A 16,840-nucleotide genomic window follows, 5' to 3' on the forward strand; every position below is an offset into this window, starting at 1 on the left:
GGAGGGAGCTGATATTTAAGGTTACTTCTTTAATTTTAAAAAGGTATAAATTAATGATCCGTACATCACACTGGACAGGAGGTTATTCGCTCCCCAGATTAGGCTGGCATTAAGCTGTGAAATAGAGCTTAACTGCTGCTGTATGATAAATGTGAATACAGATACGGAATAATACAGGAATATACAGGCATCTGCAAACAGGAAACGGTTCTCAAAATGCTTTTCCTTTATTTCCCGGATCAAAGTATATCCGGCAAGGCAGATGATGATGATATTGGAAATAACCTTTACATCATCATTATCAACCATCGGCCGTAAGTATCCGTTGACTAAAATAAAGGTAAGTACCGATACCAATATGAGTAAAACAGGAACGGATGTAAGACTGTTTTTCCTCAAAAAAAGGTAATTCAGGATAAAAAAATCTCCCGCGATATAAAGGGGGTACAGAAAATTGGCATCAGGTAACCTGAAATAATAGAGAATAACCTTGGTTGATGCCTCAATGAAAAAAAGAAAAATGATATAGAAAACATACCATTTTTCTTTATTATTTAATAGTCTGAGCCTGCTTATACCCAATATAAAGCACAGCAATAACAGACTGTTATTTAAGTAGAGTATTATTTTAAATCCCAGTAGCATCAGATATGGCTATTAGGAACGGAGGGCTCGGTTGTGACCAGTCATAGGTATTGGAAATGGTAGTGATGCTTCCATTATCCTGCCTGTCTCCATAAAATGAAATAAAAATAAGTGTTACCATCATTCTCTGGTAAATATCGGAATATTTAAGCCCGAATGCACATACAATACTGGTAGGAGATTTGTCGTGTTCAGGTGGGTTAATGTTGCTGGAAGGTACATAAAACTTGTTGAAGATCCGGCTTCCTCCCTGCTCGGTGCATTCATAATAGAACCAGTTGGATCCTTGATCCCTCCACTTTTCTATAGCATCCACCGCTTTATCCTGAGCCATCATAGGCATACTGTATACGGGAAAAGATGTATCTGCGGTATTATCTATCCTGCGCAGGTCAGTAGAAATAACGGCATTGTTCACTACCACGTACTGCTGGGTCTGTGTGAGTGTAATATCCTGACTTAGCGCAGACAAAACGCTATACGGATAATCACTGGTGAATACTTTCTGTCCTCTTTGGTCCAGAGGGCAGAGGATCATAATCAGTTGATTGTTGTATACTCCGATTTCAACGGAAAATTGACTATTGGCATTATTTTGTCTCAGCCATTCAATCTGCTCCGCAGAAAGGTTGAAAACATAATTTGTAGGGATGAGTCTCTGAAGCGATGAAAAATCTTTGCAGCTGGTAATCCAGGCTTCTAAGGCGAGTTCGTACTGTCTGTTGTCTAAAGTTGTCATAAGCTCATGGTTAAATTGATTCCTACAAAATTATGTAAAGTAAATTACCCCTGCAAATATTCATACTGTATTGAAAAAACAATTAATAATTTCTTATTGTAATATGGTAGCAGCTTTGCTGCTTTTCCTTGATGTACAGGATCATCCCTTTTTTGAGGTAATATTGAAGAACTTTTTCCAGGGCAATTTCCATTTTGGGATTGTACTTCAGCACATCATTGAACCGTATATAGGAAATATCAAATGAGTTTCCGTAGTTGTGCGAACTGATGCCGATAGCTGCATTGGCATTAACCCGCCTCAGCCGGCACTGGTCTTCCAGTGTCCGTGTCAGGGAAGAAACGGTAAAAGTATGGCCACCGGTTTCTTTACTGAACCTGGCTCCCATCTTTTCCAGCATGCTTTTAGCCTTGCTCACCATGTAGGGCCTGCTGTAATCCAGTTTCTGTATCCTGTACCCCTTCCCCGTTTTCTTTATCTTCTTCAGCTTTCCGTTGGCAATATATTTCTGAACCATGGATGCATCTTCCAGCAGCTTGACGCCAAAACTTCTTGCCGCATCCAGATGCGGTTTGTACAGCGGAGTAACTTCCACTTTCATTATTTGCTTCAGATCGTAACATGGGAGCTTTTTTTTAGATACCTGAGCATCTGAAAGGCTGCCAAAACCGGATAACAGGACAGCAAACAAGACTTTTTTCATGAATTACCCTTTAATTTTAAAATAAAAATAAACATTTATGCCATACGAGTCAAAAACAAAACTGAAATCAATATAACATTAAATATAAAAATAGGCAACAAAAATTATCAATGAACTAATTCTAAACTCATTTAACATAATAAATTTCCAACAAATAAGCTGTTTAAATCTGAATATAAAATTTTAAATTTATCCTAATTAAAAAAGCACATTAAATGACAAAAAAATTATTTGCCGAATTCTTCGGCACGTTCTGGCTGGTATTCGGAGGTTGTGGCAGCGCCGTTTTTGCTGCCGGTGTTCCTGATCTGGGAATCGGCCTTTTGGGTGTTGCTCTTGCTTTCGGGCTTAGTGTACTTACAATGGCTTATGCCGTTGGGCATATCTCCGGCGGACATTTCAATCCTGCAGTTTCTTTTGGTTTACTCTTCGGAGGAAGGTTTCCGGCTAAGGAGCTCATTCCTTACATTATTGCGCAGTGTATCGGTGCTATTGCCGCTGCAGGATGCCTGTACATCATCCTGAACGGAGCAGGTCCCACCCATTTTACCAAACCGGGCGATTTTGCTACTAATTTTTATGGCGAAGCTGTTTACAATGGTAAGGCGTTTAGTATGGGAGCCGCCTTTCTGGCTGAATTCCTTCTGACTGCTTTCTTCCTTATCATTATCATGGGATCTACGGACCGCTGGGCCAACGGAAAATTTGCCGGAATAGCCATAGGGCTGGCATTAACCCTGATCCATCTGATTTCTATTCCGATTACCAATACATCGGTGAATCCGGCACGGTCCCTTTCGCAGGCAATATTTGTGGGCGGAGAGGCCATTTCCCAGTTATGGCTGTTCTGGGTAGCTCCGATTGCAGGAGGAATTACAGGAGGACTTGTTTACAGGTACCTGATTCAGAACCATGCCGAAGAAAAAGTTTAGTCCGAAAAAAATCCTGCTTTATGCAGGATTTATTTTGTTTTTCTGATTTCAAAAGGGTTTCTGAAGATAAGCTCTTCATGCTTACCTTTGATCTCCATTTTCCTGTACAGCAGGCTCTGGGCCATTTTACGGAGGAAAAGATCTTTATCATTCAGCTTCCAGTATGAGTCCTCATGCACCTTTTTAGGCTGACGGATCATATAGAATTCTGTGTCCCAGCTGTCCACATTATGATAAAATTCAATGATCCCACAATGGGCAGGGATCAGCGCATGGTCTACCATTCCCATGGGAAGCAAGAAACTGAATGCATTACAGACATAGTCCCCGCAGGAAATCTTATCGTGCTTCAGAAATTTTTCTCCGGTAACCGCATGGGTATAGGATTTTTTAAAATCATTTTTAAAATCGCTTTTTGACAGCTTGATCTCAATTTCATGGCTGTAGCCTTCCTTATCAATAATCAGTATATCCGCTTCCCAGTCTGCCTGAAAATGATTCGTCAGCACGATTTCCTTTTCAAAATTGCAATGGCTGTGGATAAAAGCATGTACAAGCTCTTCAATCTTCAACATAATAATCTCTAACCTAAATAATAATAACTAAACATTTCATCCCAACACTCACTATCCTCTCACATACACCAACTCTCTTACTCTCTCACTCTCTACTCTCCTACTCTCCTACTCTCCCACTTACTGCCCGCTCACCAGCAAACTACACCCTCTGATATCAGAATGGTCTATCCTTCCCAATACCTGAAAACGGTCTTCTTCGGCCTTTCCAAGATCCTGGGTGGCAATAAAAGCACAGGAGTGGATATTAGCCAGGTCAATGATGTTAATAGCCCCTGTCCTCCCCTCCTTTTCGTAAGCGAAAGGGTCTTCGGCATTCCGGATCAGGATTTTCATCCAATTGGGGCAGCGGTATTCATTCTTTCCCAGTGAATAGGCTTGGGAAAGCAGTTCCGTCATGGAATATTCAGAATAAATCCTATCTGTTTTAAAGCCCTGCTGCAATATGCTGAGGAGCTCATCCTTGGTCATTTCTTCTTTTCTGCCCTTCATACCTCCGGTTTCGATCACGATCAGCTGTTCGGATGGCTTTAAGATCTTGTCTTCCGGATGAGCAGCACAATAATCCAGAAAATCGAGCAGCGCAAAGGAAACTCCAAAAAGAATGACCTTCCTATCAGTGAGTGTATTCAGCAGATCCAGAAGTTCGGAATGGTTGTATAGAAAATACCCGTTTTCAGGCTTGTCTGACTTTGTCATCAGATAATCCACCATATAGATCAGCGACGAGTTTTGCCGTTCGAGATAGCTGGGAAGCAATCCGAGGAAAATGTAGTCTTCGGGCGGCCCTATGAATTGCCCAAAACTTTTCTCAATGCTTTCCCGGTACAGGTTTTCATCTGCAATATAATGTTTAGAAAGATTCATCCGGGTTGTACCAGAACTCTGGAAATACAGTTCCGGCAATACCTGCTGGTCTGAAACAAAATGATTCTTGAACATTTCTATCGGCAGAAAAGGTATTTTTGACAGCTCTGTTACGTCATCCGGGTTGATCTTCAGGTAGTCCACAAATTTCCTGTATACATCAACATGGTCATATTGATAACGAAAAATTTCCAGTGCGGCATTTAAAAATTCCTGTTCTGTTCTGATATCGAATATCTGGTTCATCAACATAGAAATATGATATTTAATACTCAGTATGAATAAGTTATCATAAAGGTATTGTTTTTTATTGATTTTTTACTTCAGAATTTAGTTTTTGGTAAGCTTCTTGCAACAATCAATGCGGAATATGGATTAAAAACAAGGGTAATTTTTTTTTATCCGAAGATTACCCCGAAAGGGGTAATTTTTTTTATGCTTCATCAAAAGTTTTCAGCTCAAACTCCTGTTCAAAAACCCCATACGTATAGTATGAGATCCAATCGCCCAGATTAATGTATTTTGCTTTATCCTGCAGGGTAAGGACCATAGGAAGATGCCGGTGCCCATAGATAAAATAATCAATCTGCATTGTTTTCAGCTTTTCCTTGGAATATATGACCAGGAATTCTTTATCCTCACCCAGAAACTCTTTATCCTCTTCCCCTGAAATCATTTTATTCTTCTGGGACATATACAATGCAATCTTCATGGCAATATCCGGGTGCAGCCATTTGAATGCCCACTGGGCCAGGGGATTCGTGAATAATTTCTTCATCCGCTTATACCCTTTATCACCGGGACCGAGCCCGTCACCATGCGCCAGCAGGAACTGCTTCCCGCTGATTTCAAAATACTGTTTCTGATAGAATACGGTACATCCGATCTCTTCTTCCAGGTAATCCTTCATCCACAGGTCATGGTTGCCAACAAAAAAGTAAATCTGTACGCCGCTGTCCTTCAGTTCCGCGATTTTTCCCAGGACCCTTACATATCCTTTCGGAATTACGTACGTCCATTCATGCCAGAAATCAAACAGATCACCCATAAGGAAAAGAATCTGCGCATCCTTCTTGATCCCATCCATCCACCGGATGAACTTCTCTTCCCGTACCTTGCTTGATTTAGGATCCGGAGCTCCGAAATGCTGGTCTGATGCAAAATAAACCTTTTTCCCGGGTTCTAAATTGATGATGGTCTTTAACACCGATTGACGTTTTGAATAAATTACTGATTATCCTCTGCAAACCACTCGCCGTAGGAGTTTTCCGTTTCGTGAAGCTTAAGGTATGCCAGGCTGATACCGGCCGGAAGTTTTGATTTTATCTTGGCTGCAATGGCATACAGCATATTTTCACAGGTAGGCTGGAAGGTGCAGTAGATCACTTTATGCCCCTGTTCTTCAAGGTTGTTCCCGAGTTCTTTGTGAGGGGAAAGCGCATTGACAAGAACCGCATGATCCCACACATCCACTATTTCAGATTTTACGATGCTTTTAATATCACCGAAATCCACTACCATCCCGTTTTTGGGGTTCTCCAGATCATTGATAGGCCTTCCCTTCACCGTTACGAACAGTTTATAGGAGTGCCCGTGCATATTTTTACATTTACCGTCGTAATTGTACAATACATGGGCGGTTTCAAATGTAAAAATTTTTGTAATACGTATCATGGTGCAAAGATATGACAAAACAACAAATGTATTACAGCTTTTCGAGCCAGTCATTTTCCAGCCTCCTGATTCTCTGGGTCTCCTTATTGATGAGAACCCACCACGTTTCAGAATCAACAACAAGCTGATCATTGCAGTAAAATTCCACTTTCCTGGGCTGCCTGACTCCTTCCGGAGGCTTGGGATAGGTTCTCACGGTAATCACATCACCATGATACACCTGCTTTTTGTAACTTATATGATGATCGAGAAGCATCCAGACGTCATCAGGATATGCTGTTGCATGTTTGACCAAGTCCCAGTGCTCCCCGGCAATTTCTGCTACCCAATGTACATACTGAACGTTGTTAACATGATTATTTCCATCGATATGGGCTTGCGTTACTGTGATCTGCTTTTCAAAAATGAGGCTCATCTTCTCAAATATTTATACAAAAGTAAGTTATAAGAATAAAAAACCTTCCCAAAACCAGGAAGGTTATAACAATATAATTAACTTACAATGGATTCTGCTAATGAAATTGCGCCGTCTCTGTAGAATCTTTCATCGCGACGGTTGCTGAAGAACCGCTCGTAACGATATTCTGGATCTCATCAAAATATCCTGTACCCACGAAAGACTGATGCTTCACCGCCCTGAATCCTCTCTGCTGCAAAGCAAACTCACGTTCCTGCAGTTCAGAATAACCGGCCATTCCTTTTTCTTTGTATGCCAGAGCAAGCTCAAACATAGCCGTATTCAGAGCATGGAAACCGGCCAGGGTTATAAACTGGAATTTATACCCCATTTTTGCCAGCTCTTCACGGAAATTGAGCATCTCCTCTTCAGAAAGCCTTGCCGCCCAGTTAAAAGAAGGCGAACAGTTATATGCCAGCATTTTTCCGGGAAATTTCGCATGAATTCCTTCTGCAAATCTTCTGGCCTGTTCCAGATCCGGGTTTGAGGTTTCCATCCAGATCAGGTCTGCGTACGGAGCGTAAGACAGGCCCCGGTCAATTCCCTGCTCCAATCCGTTTCTCACTACAAAAAAGCCTTCGAAAGTTCTTTCCCCTGTCAGAAATTTCTTATCCCTTTCATCAATATCAGACGTTAACAAATCTGCGGCATCCGCATCCGTTCGTGCGATAATCAGGGTCGGCACGCCCAGGACATCCGCCGCTAAACGGGCAGAAATCAGCTTATTGACCGCTTCCTGAGTCGGTACCAGCACTTTCCCTCCCAGATGGCCGCATTTTTTGGCAGAAGACAGCTGGTCTTCAAAATGCACGGCCGCAGCTCCGGCTTCAATCATCTGTTTCATTAATTCATACGCATTGAGGTTTCCGCCAAATCCGGCTTCTGCATCTGCCACGATCGGAACCAGATATTCTTTCTCTCCTCCCCCATTTACGGATTGGATCTGGTCTGCCCTCAATAAAGCATTATTAATTTTCTTGACCACAGAAGGCACTGAGTTGGCAGGATACAGAGACTGGTCGGGATACATCTCACCGGATAAATTGGCATCCGCAGCCACCTGCCATCCCGAAAGGTAAATGGCTTCCAGGCCGGCATCTACCTCCTGAACAGCCTGATTTCCTGTTAGAGCTCCCAATCCTGCCACATACTCCTGTTGATTCAGTTGGTTCCAAAATTTCCCGGCCATTTCAGTCGCAATGGTATAATCTAATTTATAGGACCCCCGAAGTTTCAGAACATCTTCAGCTGTATACGGCCTTTTTATCCCGCTCCAGCGAGGATTTTCAAGCCAGTCCTTTTCTATTTCCAGGATTTGATCTTGTCTTGTTTTCATACTATTTTTGTTTAGGTTATTTTGATTTGTGATTATTTTTATCTGCTTTACTACATTTCTCTTATCTCCTCTGACACTATTACTTCGGCTTAAATAAACGGATAAGCCTTCAATGTTAAAAACTCCTCAAATTTTTCGCAGAAGATCAGTTCATTGAAGAGCTCTTTGGCGAGGTTGAATTTTCCGTTTCTGAAACGTTCCTCCCCCACATACTTTTCGATTCGTTCCAGCTCCTCGAATTCCCACTGAAGGACCATTGCCCTGGTCAGCTTGCGGTCATCATCCAAAATCGCATCGTTTTTCAGCCATTGCCATAGCTGTGTTCTTGAAATTTCAGCGGTTGCCGCATCTTCCATCAAATTATAAATTGCCGCAGCCCCCACTCCCATCAACCAGGATTCCAGATAAAGAATTCCTACATTAATGTTCTTACGAACTCCTTTTTCCGTGATTTCACCTTTAGGGACCTCAAGCAGGTCTTTTTCGATGATCTGATAATCAAATTTGTTATGGATCTGGTTTTTCAACGGCATGAATTGGTCGAAAATATCTTTGGCCACAGATACCAAAGCCGGATGGGCTACCCAGGTTCCGTCATGCCCGTTCTTCACTTCCCGCTCCTTGTCTGCGCGCACCTTCCCAAAAGCAATGCTGTTCGCTTCGTAATCATTTTTAATAGGAATCTGTGCTGCCATTCCGCCGATAGCATGAACATTCCTCTTATGGCAGATCTCAATCACCCTTTTTGAATAAGCACTCATAAAAGGTGAAGCCATGGTTACCTGATCTCGGTCCGGCACCATATATCCGGGAAGATTCCTGAATTTTTTAATGAATGAAAAAATGTAATCCCATCGCCCGCAATTCAGGCCGGCACTGTGGTCTTTCAATTCAAACAGAATTTCGTCGATCTGAAAAGAAGCGGTTATGGTTTCAATCAAAACCGTCGCTTTTACAGTTCCCTTCGGAATCCCGAGGTAATCCTGGGCAAAGACGAAAACATCATTCCACCACCGGGCTTCTTTATAATGCTCCAGTTTTGGAAGATAAAAATAGGGACCGCTTCCGTTCTTCAGCAACTGCTCAGCATTCCTGAAAAAATAAATTCCGAAATCAATTAAAGAGGCTGAAGCCTGCTCACCATTAATCTCAATATGCTTTTCATTTAAATGCAGGCCCCGCGGACGGACCATTAAGACAGCGGTGTTTTTACCAAGCTGATAAGATTTACCCTGTTCGTTATTAAAATCAATGCATCGGTTAACCGCATCGGAGAGATTAAGCTGCCCTTCCATGCAGTTTTTCCAGGTAGGAGAATTGCTGTCTTCAAAATCTGCCATAAAGGTCAGCGCACCCGAGTTAAGGGCATTGATAATCATTTTGCGGTCAACAGGCCCGGTAATTTCCACTCTCCTGTCCAAAAGATCTTCGGGAAGAGGTGCACAGATCCAGCTTCCGTCTCGGATTTCTTCGGTTTCGGGCAAAAATCCGGGAAGGACGCCGGCATCAAACTCATTTTGAGCTTTTTCTCTATATTTTAAGAGTTCCAGTCTTTTCTGATTGAAATTTCGATGGAGTTCTACCAGAAAATCTGTCAAATCATTTGTAAATACCTCCTCAAACTTTTCCTGAGCTTTTATTTTTAACTGAGTCTTGGTTTCCATAAGCATTGATTTTGTAATTGCACCTGACAAACATAAATAAAAATTTTCACATACAGCGAACGTTCGCTAAAATATTTAAAAAATTATTATGCGAAAAATCGCAGTTAATTTCTATCTTTGATTCATGAATCATGAAAGTGACTATATCAAGACGGTTTTCGGGCTTAAACTAAAGCAGCAGAGGCAAAAGAAAAACTGGTCTCTCCAGGATCTTGCCGTGAAGACCGGTATGTCAAAATCCTATCTTAATGAAATTGAGAATGGTAAAAAATATCCTAAGCATGACAAAATCATTCAGATTTCGGAAGCGCTGAACTGCACCTTCGATGATCTGGTCTCTACGAAGCTCGACAAAAGCCTGATGCCGTTCAATGAAATCCTGCAATCAGATTTTTTTAAGGAAATTCCTCTTGAACTTTTCGGAATCAACAAAAACAACCTCATCAGCATCATCAGTGATGCCCCGAAAAAAGTAACGGCATTCATCAATGCCCTGATTGAAATTTCTCAGAATTACAACCTGGGGAAAGAACGGTTTTATTTTGCAGTTCTACGTTCGTTTCAGGAACTTTATGATAATTATTTCCCTGAAATCGAAGAAAAAGCAATACAGTTTGCACAGGAAAACCAGATGGAAATCAGTAAAAACCTGCAATCTGAAGTTTTAGAAAACATTTTGACCGGAAAGTTTAATTATACCATCCGGTCTGAAGATTTTGAACGATACGGAACACTGGATCATCTCCGGTCCCTGTTTATTCCTGAAAAAATGCTGTTGCTCCTGAACCGAAAATTGGAAAAAGACCAGAAGACCTTCATCCTCGCTAAGGAAGTCGGATTTAATGTCCTGGAACTAAAAAATCGTCCCAATACCTATTCATGGCTGGATTTTGGAAGTTTTGAGGAAATTTTAAACAATTTTTATGCATCTTACTTTGCCGGTGCTTTATTAATATCCAAAGAAAAAATTAAGGAAAGGACGGCAGAATTTTTTCTGCAAAACATATGGAATCCGTCTGGTTTTGAACGGTTAACCGAACATTTCACCCAATCTCCCGAAACCTTTTATTACCGCCTTACCAATATACTTTCTTCCGAATTGGGAATTAAGGATTTGTTTTACCTGTGCCTGGTTAAAAAGAACCATTCAGATAAAATCCAGATCCTAAAGGAGCTGCATCTGAACCATCAGCAAGCTCCGCATGCCAATGCCACCAACGAACATTACTGCCGAAGATGGATTGCCGTTAAAAACCTGCACCACCTGAAAGAAAATGAAACGCTGACAGACGCGCAGATTTCCCATTACAAAGACCAGGGCACAAGCTACCTGGTGATTTCGACATCTCAAAAGAATCCGTTCTCCGATGGAAGCAACAGAAGTTATTGCCTGGGGATTTTATTGAATACACAAACGATCAGAAAGATTAACTTCATCAAATCGCCCACCTTGAAAACCATTAATGTGGGCGTAACCTGTGAATCCTGCAGCGTCGCAGATTGCCAAGTGAGACAGGCCCCTCCCATCCGGCTTGAAAAGGAATACTTCAACTCTAATATGAAAAATGCAATTGAAAAAATCCGAAAAGATTTCTAGTTTAACATGAACATCCTGGTAGAATGACTGATCGTCGTTTTTTGATAAAGATTCCCGAATCATAATCGGGTAATCAACCACAAAAGCATTGATTACGAATTCCTTATTTCGATCCAATTTAGTATTTTAGCATCTAAATATATCACACACAAATGATGCTAGACCTCTTATTTCCTAACCGCTGCCTGGAATGCAACAGGATTATCGAAGCCGATCTTCTGGTATGCAATCTATGTTTCAGCCAGATTCACTTTACCCATTTCGACTATTTTGGGCATAATCTCCTCAAGGAAAGGTGCCGGCTGCTTTTTCCGGTTGAGCACGCCTTTGCCCTTATGCAATTTGAAAAAGAAAATCTAAGCCGTAAAATCGTTCACGAGCTCAAATACAGGAACCGGGAAAAGACAGGGAAAATCATTGCAGGATGGATCCCACAACACCTCGACTTTAAAAACAAAAAGCCCGACCTGCTGGTAAGCGTGCCGCTCCATCCCAGGAAACAGAGGGAAAGAGGCTACAACCAGCTCCATACATTTACTGATGCTTTGTCTAAATTCTACGGTATCCCCGCCGATCACAGCCTTATTAAAAGGAACCATTATTCAAAGGCACAGGCCCTGAAAGACAAACAGCACCGCCTGCAGGCAGAAAATACTTTTTCTTTGACCCGGAACATTACCGGGCAACACATCCTTCTTATTGATGATGTATTCACCACCGGAAATACGCTGGCCACTATTGCCTGGGAAATCTTAAACAGGCCCGGCAATACGGTGAGTGTGCTGGTGATGGCGATGGATGAATGAGGGTTTTGGGTTGGAGGGTTTTTAGAGTGGGAGAGTGAGAGTGTTGGGGAGGACGAGATAGATTTTTCGAAATAGTAAAGGCTGTATCCTTGAAAATGCAGCCTTGATGATATTACAGATCTTTACTTAGAGTTTAGCGCTGAAGTTTTTCGCCGTAGCTCAAGTCTCCGGCATCGCCCAATCCAGGAGTAATATATCCTTTGGAAGTCAGGTTTTCATCAATGGCACCTATCCATATTTTAGCTTGCGGATATTGCTTTTCTATGGTTTCAACGCCCTGCCTGGATGCAATTGCTGCAACGATATGCAGTTCTGTAGGCGTGCCATGGGTTAGAAGGTCTTTTATGGCTTCAATAAGAGAAGCACCGGTCGCCAGCATAGGATCTGCCACAATAAGCGGCCTTCCTTCAATGCTCGGGCACGTCAGATAATCCTGCTTGATGGAAAAATAATCATTGGCGTCATGCTTACGGTATGCAGCTACAAAACCACAGTCTGCCTGGTCAAAATAACTAAGAAGGCCCTGGAACAAAGGAACACCTGCCCGCAGGATCGTTGTAATAACAGGCTGTACAGCAATTTCTTTTACGGTAACAGTATCAAGAGGCGTCTGAATTTCCACTTCCCTGTATTCAAGTGTCCTGCTGATTTCAAAAGCGGCAATCTCCCCGATGCGCTCCATGTTTCTCCTGAAACGCAGCCGGTCATGCTGTATTTTAACGTTCCTGAGTTCATTGATCCACTGATTTACTAATGAAAATTCTTGTGATAAAATCGTACGCATGAATATCTCTGTTTGATTCTGCAAAACTACAAAATTTACTTACGGAATGTAAACACAAATGCAGTATATTTAGCAATCGATTAAACATTAAAAAGACTCAAACAGAGACCCACAAATAATGAACAGTTTAATTTTAGGAAAAATCTGTCCGGAATTTATTAAAGACGAAACCCTCCCTCATCTATTAAGCCCTGTATTTGAACGGTACAGGCATAAAACTGCTTTTATTTACAAGGATAAAAAGCTTACTTACGGCGAGCTTGACAGCTGGAGCAATGCTATTGCCCGGCAGCTCCATCAGGAAGGTGTGGTGCCCGGCGACCGTGTTGGCGTCTGGTATCCCAGGAGCCTTGAACTCCCCGTTTGCATTCTGGGGATTTTGAAAGCAGGTGCCACTTACGTTCCTCTTGACCGGGAAATGCCGGAAGACCGCATCAAAAAAGTTTTTACGGACATTGATGTCAAGGCCTATTTTTCTGATACAGATGCCGACATCCATTGCCAACCGATACCCATTGCTCCACAGCCACAGGAAGACGTTCCTCCTTTACCGGTGGATAGCGATCCGGATCGCTGGGCGTATGTCCTATTTACTTCAGGGAGTACCGGAAACCCAAAAGGGATCCCCATTTCCCACCGTAATATCTGCCACCTCATCCGTTCCGAAGAGGATTTCATCGGGATCAAAGATACGGATGTGGTATACCAGGGATTTTCGGTTTCCTTTGACATGTGGTGCGAAGAAGTATGGATCAGTCTTTTTTCCGGAGCAACCATCTGGGTGGCCGATGCCACAACAGTAAAGGCCATTGATGAATTAAGCAAGGTGCTAACCGAAAATAAAATCACGGTTCTTCATGCTGTACCGAGTATCTTGGCCATCATTGATGAAGTGCCTTCCATCCGTCTTATCAATACCGGGGGTGAAGCCTGCACTAAGCAGGTACAGGAAAAATGGGCACAACCCTACCGGATATTCATCAACAGTTATGGACCTACGGAAACTACGGTTTCTTCCAATATGGCGATTCTGAACCGTGACCAGGAACTGACTATCGGAGGCCCTTTACCGAATTACCATATCGCGATCGTTGATGAACAGCTTAATATTGTTCCCCGTGGAGAGCGCGGAGAAATGATCATTTCCGGCCCGGGCGTAAGCAAGGGATATTTTAACCTTCCTGAGCTTACCGAACAGAAATTCCTCCCCAATCCTTTTCCCGAAATGCCGGGTGATACGATTTATAAAACCGGGGACGCTGTTATCTTCCGTGAAGATGGATTCATCGATTTCCAGGGAAGGATCGATGATCAGATCAAACTCCGCGGCTACAGGATCGAGCTGGGCGAAATAGAATCCAGGCTGAACCAGCTTCCCGGAGTTTCCTCTGCCGCCGTGGCCGTAAAGGAAGACGCCAACGGGCAGGGGCAGCTTGTAGGCTATACGGTAATGAATCATAATGCCGCATTTGATGAACACGAAATGCGGAAGGAAATTGCAAAATTCCTGGCCCCCTATATGGTGCCGATTGCCATCATCAGCATGAAAGAAATGCCGAGGATGCCGAGCGGAAAAATAGACCGCAAGAAACTTCCGCTTCCCGAAAGTTTTACCGTCCATGAAAAAAGTGAAGAGATTTCCATTGATCCCGGAGCTTCCCTGGAAGATAAACTGATCCAGACCCTGCAATGGGTATTTCCGGGTAAGCCGATCAGCCTGGGACAGGATTTCTTTACAGATCTGGGCGGACATTCCCTGCTGGCAGCGACACTGGTATCCCATCTCAGGCAAAAAGCAGGCATACCTTACGCTTCTCTTAAAGATATTTATGAAAACCGGCCTCTTTCTGCCTTCGCAGAGTGCCTCAGCCACAAACAGCCCGCTGAAAATCAGCACCAGGAGCCTTTTACGAGGGTTTCCACGCTACAATATTACCTATGCAATGCTGCGCAGACGGTTTGCCTGTTCGCGATATTTTCTTTGCTGAGCTTCCAGATATTTTTCCCTTACCTAAGTTATTATTATTTTCAGCTGAATGACTATGGGACCGGTTTTGCACTGCTCAGCGCCATATTGCTGTACACGCTTATTCCGCCCGTATATTCTTTGGTGATCATCATTGTTAAATGGCTGGTCATAGGAAAAATTAAAGAAGGTGACTATCCGCTTTGGGGCTGGTATTATTTCAGGTGGTGGCTGTGGAAAACCGTTAAAAGGCTGATGCCTTCGGAATTCATTGTTGAAACACCTTTATACCCTAAATACCTGAGATTGCTGGGCGTAAAAGTACATCCCAGCGCACAGCTGAGCTTGCTTCCGATAGCGGCGGAAGACCTGGTAACGATTGATGCCAACGTCAACACCAGTTCCGGATGCAGTATAGACAATGCTTCTGTGGAAAACGGAATATTAAGGATCAGGAAAGTGCATATCAAAGCCCACGCATACCTTGGTTCCTCAGCCATCCTATGCGGAGATACGGTTATTGAAGAGTTTGGAGAGCTCCAGGACCTGAGCTGCCTTAATGAAGGGCAAAAAATCGGTTACGGTGAAATCTGGAACGGAAGCCCGGCTGAAAAGCTGAGAATAAAATCGGGTGAAGAGCTGGATATTCCAAAACTTTCCTCAGCAGGAAAAAGAAACAGGTTTGCTTTTTTATATGCATGCTCATTATTTTTCTTCCCGCTGCTCATCGTTTTACCGCTGGCCCCTACCCTGTATACATTGTACTATCTTGACGAACAGTCACCGGATTACAGCTTTTACTATCTCTGGCAGGCCCCGCTGCTGTCAGCCGTGTATATCCTGCTCTTCATTCTGATCGTAAGCCTGGTGACCAGGGTACTTCAATATAAGATGGAGCCGGGGATTTATCCTGTATATAGTTTTACGTATTACAGAAAGTGGGTGAAAGACCAGATTTTCAATCTCTCCCTAATTGTCATCCATCCTCTTTTCGCTTCGGTATACATCAGCAAATTCTACAGGATGATGGGAGCAAAAGTAGGCCGGAATTCAGAAATTTCTACCGCCAGCGATGTTTCCCATAACCTGCTGGAAATCGGTGAAGGTTCATTCATTGCCGATGCAGTGATCCTTGGCGAACATGATGTGCGGAATGAGAAACTGATCCTGGAAAAAACAAAAATTGGCAACAACAGTTTTGTGGGCAATAGCGGACTGATTCCCCAAGGTTATGAGTTGGGAGACAACATGCTGATCGGCGTGCTGAGCAAAGCTCCCACAGAAGAACAGCTTCAAAACTCCCAGGAAAAAGACTGGTTCGGCTCTCCTCCGATCGGACTGCCCTCCAGGCAGAAATCGGATGTATTCCAGGACAACCTTACCTATAATCCGCCTGTACGATTGAAAATCGCAAGAGCTTTGGTAGAAGGCATCAGAATCATCCTGCCACAAACCGTGGTGATCATCTGCAGCGTACTGTTCGTGGCATATACCAGTACATATATGGAAGGAAGGATCCATCACCTGCTGCTGTTTTCTCCTTTTTATTATCTGGGAATCGTTGCACTTCCGTGTTTCTTCTTCACTGCTTTGCTGAAGTGGATTTTCGTAGGGAAATATAAAAAATCGGAAATGCCTATGTACAGTCTTAAAGTATGGCTTAGCGAGGGAATTACCACCTTATACGAGGCGCTTCCCGTTCAGTTTTTCCTTGATTTCCTCCGCGGAACTTTATGGCTGCCGTTCTTTATGAGATTCCTGGGTGTGAAGATCGGTAAAAGAGTATGGCTGAACACCACCGATATTACAGAATATGATATGGTTTCCATTGGCGACGAAGCCATGCTGAATGAAGACTGCGGCCCGCAAACGCACCTTTTTGAAGACCGGATCATGAAAGTAGGTCCCGTTAAGATCGGAAAGCAGACCACCATCAATACAAGAACGATCATCCTGTATGATACTGAAATCGGTGACCATGTTACCGTGGATGCCTTATCCCTGGTGATGAAGGGAGAGGTATTGTCCGATAATACTTCCTGGTATGGAAGCCCGGTGCGGGGGAAGTGAGGTATGGGCAGTGAGTAATGGATGA

15 protein-coding genes are annotated in these 16,840 nt (G+C 43.0%); 4 read left to right on the forward strand and 11 right to left on the reverse strand.

All coding sequences use genetic code 11. The features are described 5' to 3' along the window. Nucleotides 1-21: 21 nt before the first annotated feature. From QE404_RS12280 to QE404_RS12290, 3 genes are all read right to left on the reverse strand, one after another. Complete coding sequence (locus tag QE404_RS12280; RefSeq protein ID WP_307450838.1) at nucleotides 22-399, reverse strand: hypothetical protein; 378 nt, start codon at nucleotides 397-399, stop codon at nucleotides 22-24. A gap of 229 nt (nucleotides 400-628) precedes the next feature. Continuing rightward, nucleotides 629-1,384 carry a hypothetical protein gene (locus QE404_RS12285; RefSeq protein ID WP_307450840.1) on the reverse strand — a complete coding sequence of 252 codons (756 nt, stop codon included), beginning with the start codon at nucleotides 1,382-1,384 and terminating at the stop codon, nucleotides 629-631. Nucleotides 1,385-1,466: 82 nt separating this feature from the next. Next, nucleotides 1,467-2,087, reverse strand: coding sequence for a DUF5715 family protein (locus tag QE404_RS12290; RefSeq protein ID WP_307450842.1), 621 nt, complete (start codon nucleotides 2,085-2,087; stop codon nucleotides 1,467-1,469). A 215-nt stretch (nucleotides 2,088-2,302) separates the two neighbouring features. Between QE404_RS12290 and aqpZ the strand changes: the two genes are divergently transcribed. Further along, entirely contained in the window at nucleotides 2,303-3,019 is a 717-nt protein-coding gene (aqpZ, locus tag QE404_RS12295; protein WP_307450844.1) for an aquaporin Z, read from the forward strand. 29 nt (nucleotides 3,020-3,048) lie between these two features. Here the strand turns inward: aqpZ and QE404_RS12300 are convergent, their stop codons facing one another. From QE404_RS12300 to aceB, 7 genes are all read right to left on the reverse strand, one after another. Beyond that, on the reverse strand, nucleotides 3,049-3,594 hold the full coding sequence (locus QE404_RS12300; RefSeq protein WP_307450846.1) for a hypothetical protein: 546 nt from the start codon (nucleotides 3,592-3,594) through the stop codon (nucleotides 3,049-3,051). Between the two features lie 120 nt (nucleotides 3,595-3,714). After that, on the reverse strand, nucleotides 3,715-4,707 hold the full coding sequence (locus tag QE404_RS12305) for a LuxE/PaaK family acyltransferase (protein WP_307450847.1): 993 nt from the start codon (nucleotides 4,705-4,707) through the stop codon (nucleotides 3,715-3,717). Between the two features lie 187 nt (nucleotides 4,708-4,894). Then, nucleotides 4,895-5,668: a UDP-2,3-diacylglucosamine diphosphatase gene (locus QE404_RS12310; RefSeq protein WP_307450849.1), complete on the reverse strand. Its 774-nt coding sequence runs from the start codon at nucleotides 5,666-5,668 to the stop codon at nucleotides 4,895-4,897. 20 nt (nucleotides 5,669-5,688) lie between these two features. Continuing rightward, nucleotides 5,689-6,135: a 6-pyruvoyl trahydropterin synthase family protein gene (locus QE404_RS12315; RefSeq protein ID WP_307450851.1), complete on the reverse strand. Its 447-nt coding sequence runs from the start codon at nucleotides 6,133-6,135 to the stop codon at nucleotides 5,689-5,691. Nucleotides 6,136-6,166: 31 nt separating this feature from the next. Beyond that, nucleotides 6,167-6,550 carry an acyl-CoA thioesterase gene (locus tag QE404_RS12320; RefSeq protein ID WP_307450853.1) on the reverse strand — a complete coding sequence of 128 codons (384 nt, stop codon included), beginning with the start codon at nucleotides 6,548-6,550 and terminating at the stop codon, nucleotides 6,167-6,169. A 97-nt stretch (nucleotides 6,551-6,647) separates the two neighbouring features. Next, nucleotides 6,648-7,928, reverse strand: a complete 1,281-nt coding sequence (gene aceA / locus QE404_RS12325; protein ID WP_307450855.1) for an isocitrate lyase — start codon at nucleotides 7,926-7,928, stop codon at nucleotides 6,648-6,650. A gap of 89 nt (nucleotides 7,929-8,017) precedes the next feature. Then, nucleotides 8,018-9,592, reverse strand: a complete 1,575-nt coding sequence (aceB, locus tag QE404_RS12330; protein ID WP_307450857.1) for a malate synthase A — start codon at nucleotides 9,590-9,592, stop codon at nucleotides 8,018-8,020. A 124-nt stretch (nucleotides 9,593-9,716) separates the two neighbouring features. On the opposite strand from aceB, the gene QE404_RS12335 reads away from it, so the two are divergent. Together QE404_RS12335 and QE404_RS12340 are read left to right on the forward strand one after the other, a co-directional pair. Beyond that, complete coding sequence (locus tag QE404_RS12335; RefSeq protein ID WP_307450859.1) at nucleotides 9,717-11,189, forward strand: helix-turn-helix domain-containing protein; 1,473 nt, start codon at nucleotides 9,717-9,719, stop codon at nucleotides 11,187-11,189. A 152-nt stretch (nucleotides 11,190-11,341) separates the two neighbouring features. After that, entirely contained in the window at nucleotides 11,342-11,995 is a 654-nt protein-coding gene (locus QE404_RS12340; RefSeq protein ID WP_307450861.1) for a ComF family protein, read from the forward strand. Between the two features lie 133 nt (nucleotides 11,996-12,128). Here QE404_RS12340 and upp read toward each other — a convergent pair whose 3' ends face one another. Beyond that, nucleotides 12,129-12,779 (reverse strand): uracil phosphoribosyltransferase, encoded by a 651-nt coding sequence (gene upp, locus QE404_RS12345; RefSeq protein WP_307450863.1) that lies wholly within the window; start codon nucleotides 12,777-12,779, stop codon nucleotides 12,129-12,131. Between the two features lie 118 nt (nucleotides 12,780-12,897). Between upp and QE404_RS12350 the strand changes: the two genes are divergently transcribed. Further along, entirely contained in the window at nucleotides 12,898-16,815 is a 3,918-nt protein-coding gene (locus QE404_RS12350) for a Pls/PosA family non-ribosomal peptide synthetase (RefSeq protein WP_307450865.1), read from the forward strand. The last annotated feature ends 25 nt before the right edge of the window (nucleotides 16,816-16,840 follow it).

The sequence above is a fragment of the Chryseobacterium camelliae genome (assembly GCF_030818575.1).
Classification (GTDB): domain Bacteria; phylum Bacteroidota; class Bacteroidia; order Flavobacteriales; family Weeksellaceae; genus Chryseobacterium; species Chryseobacterium camelliae_A.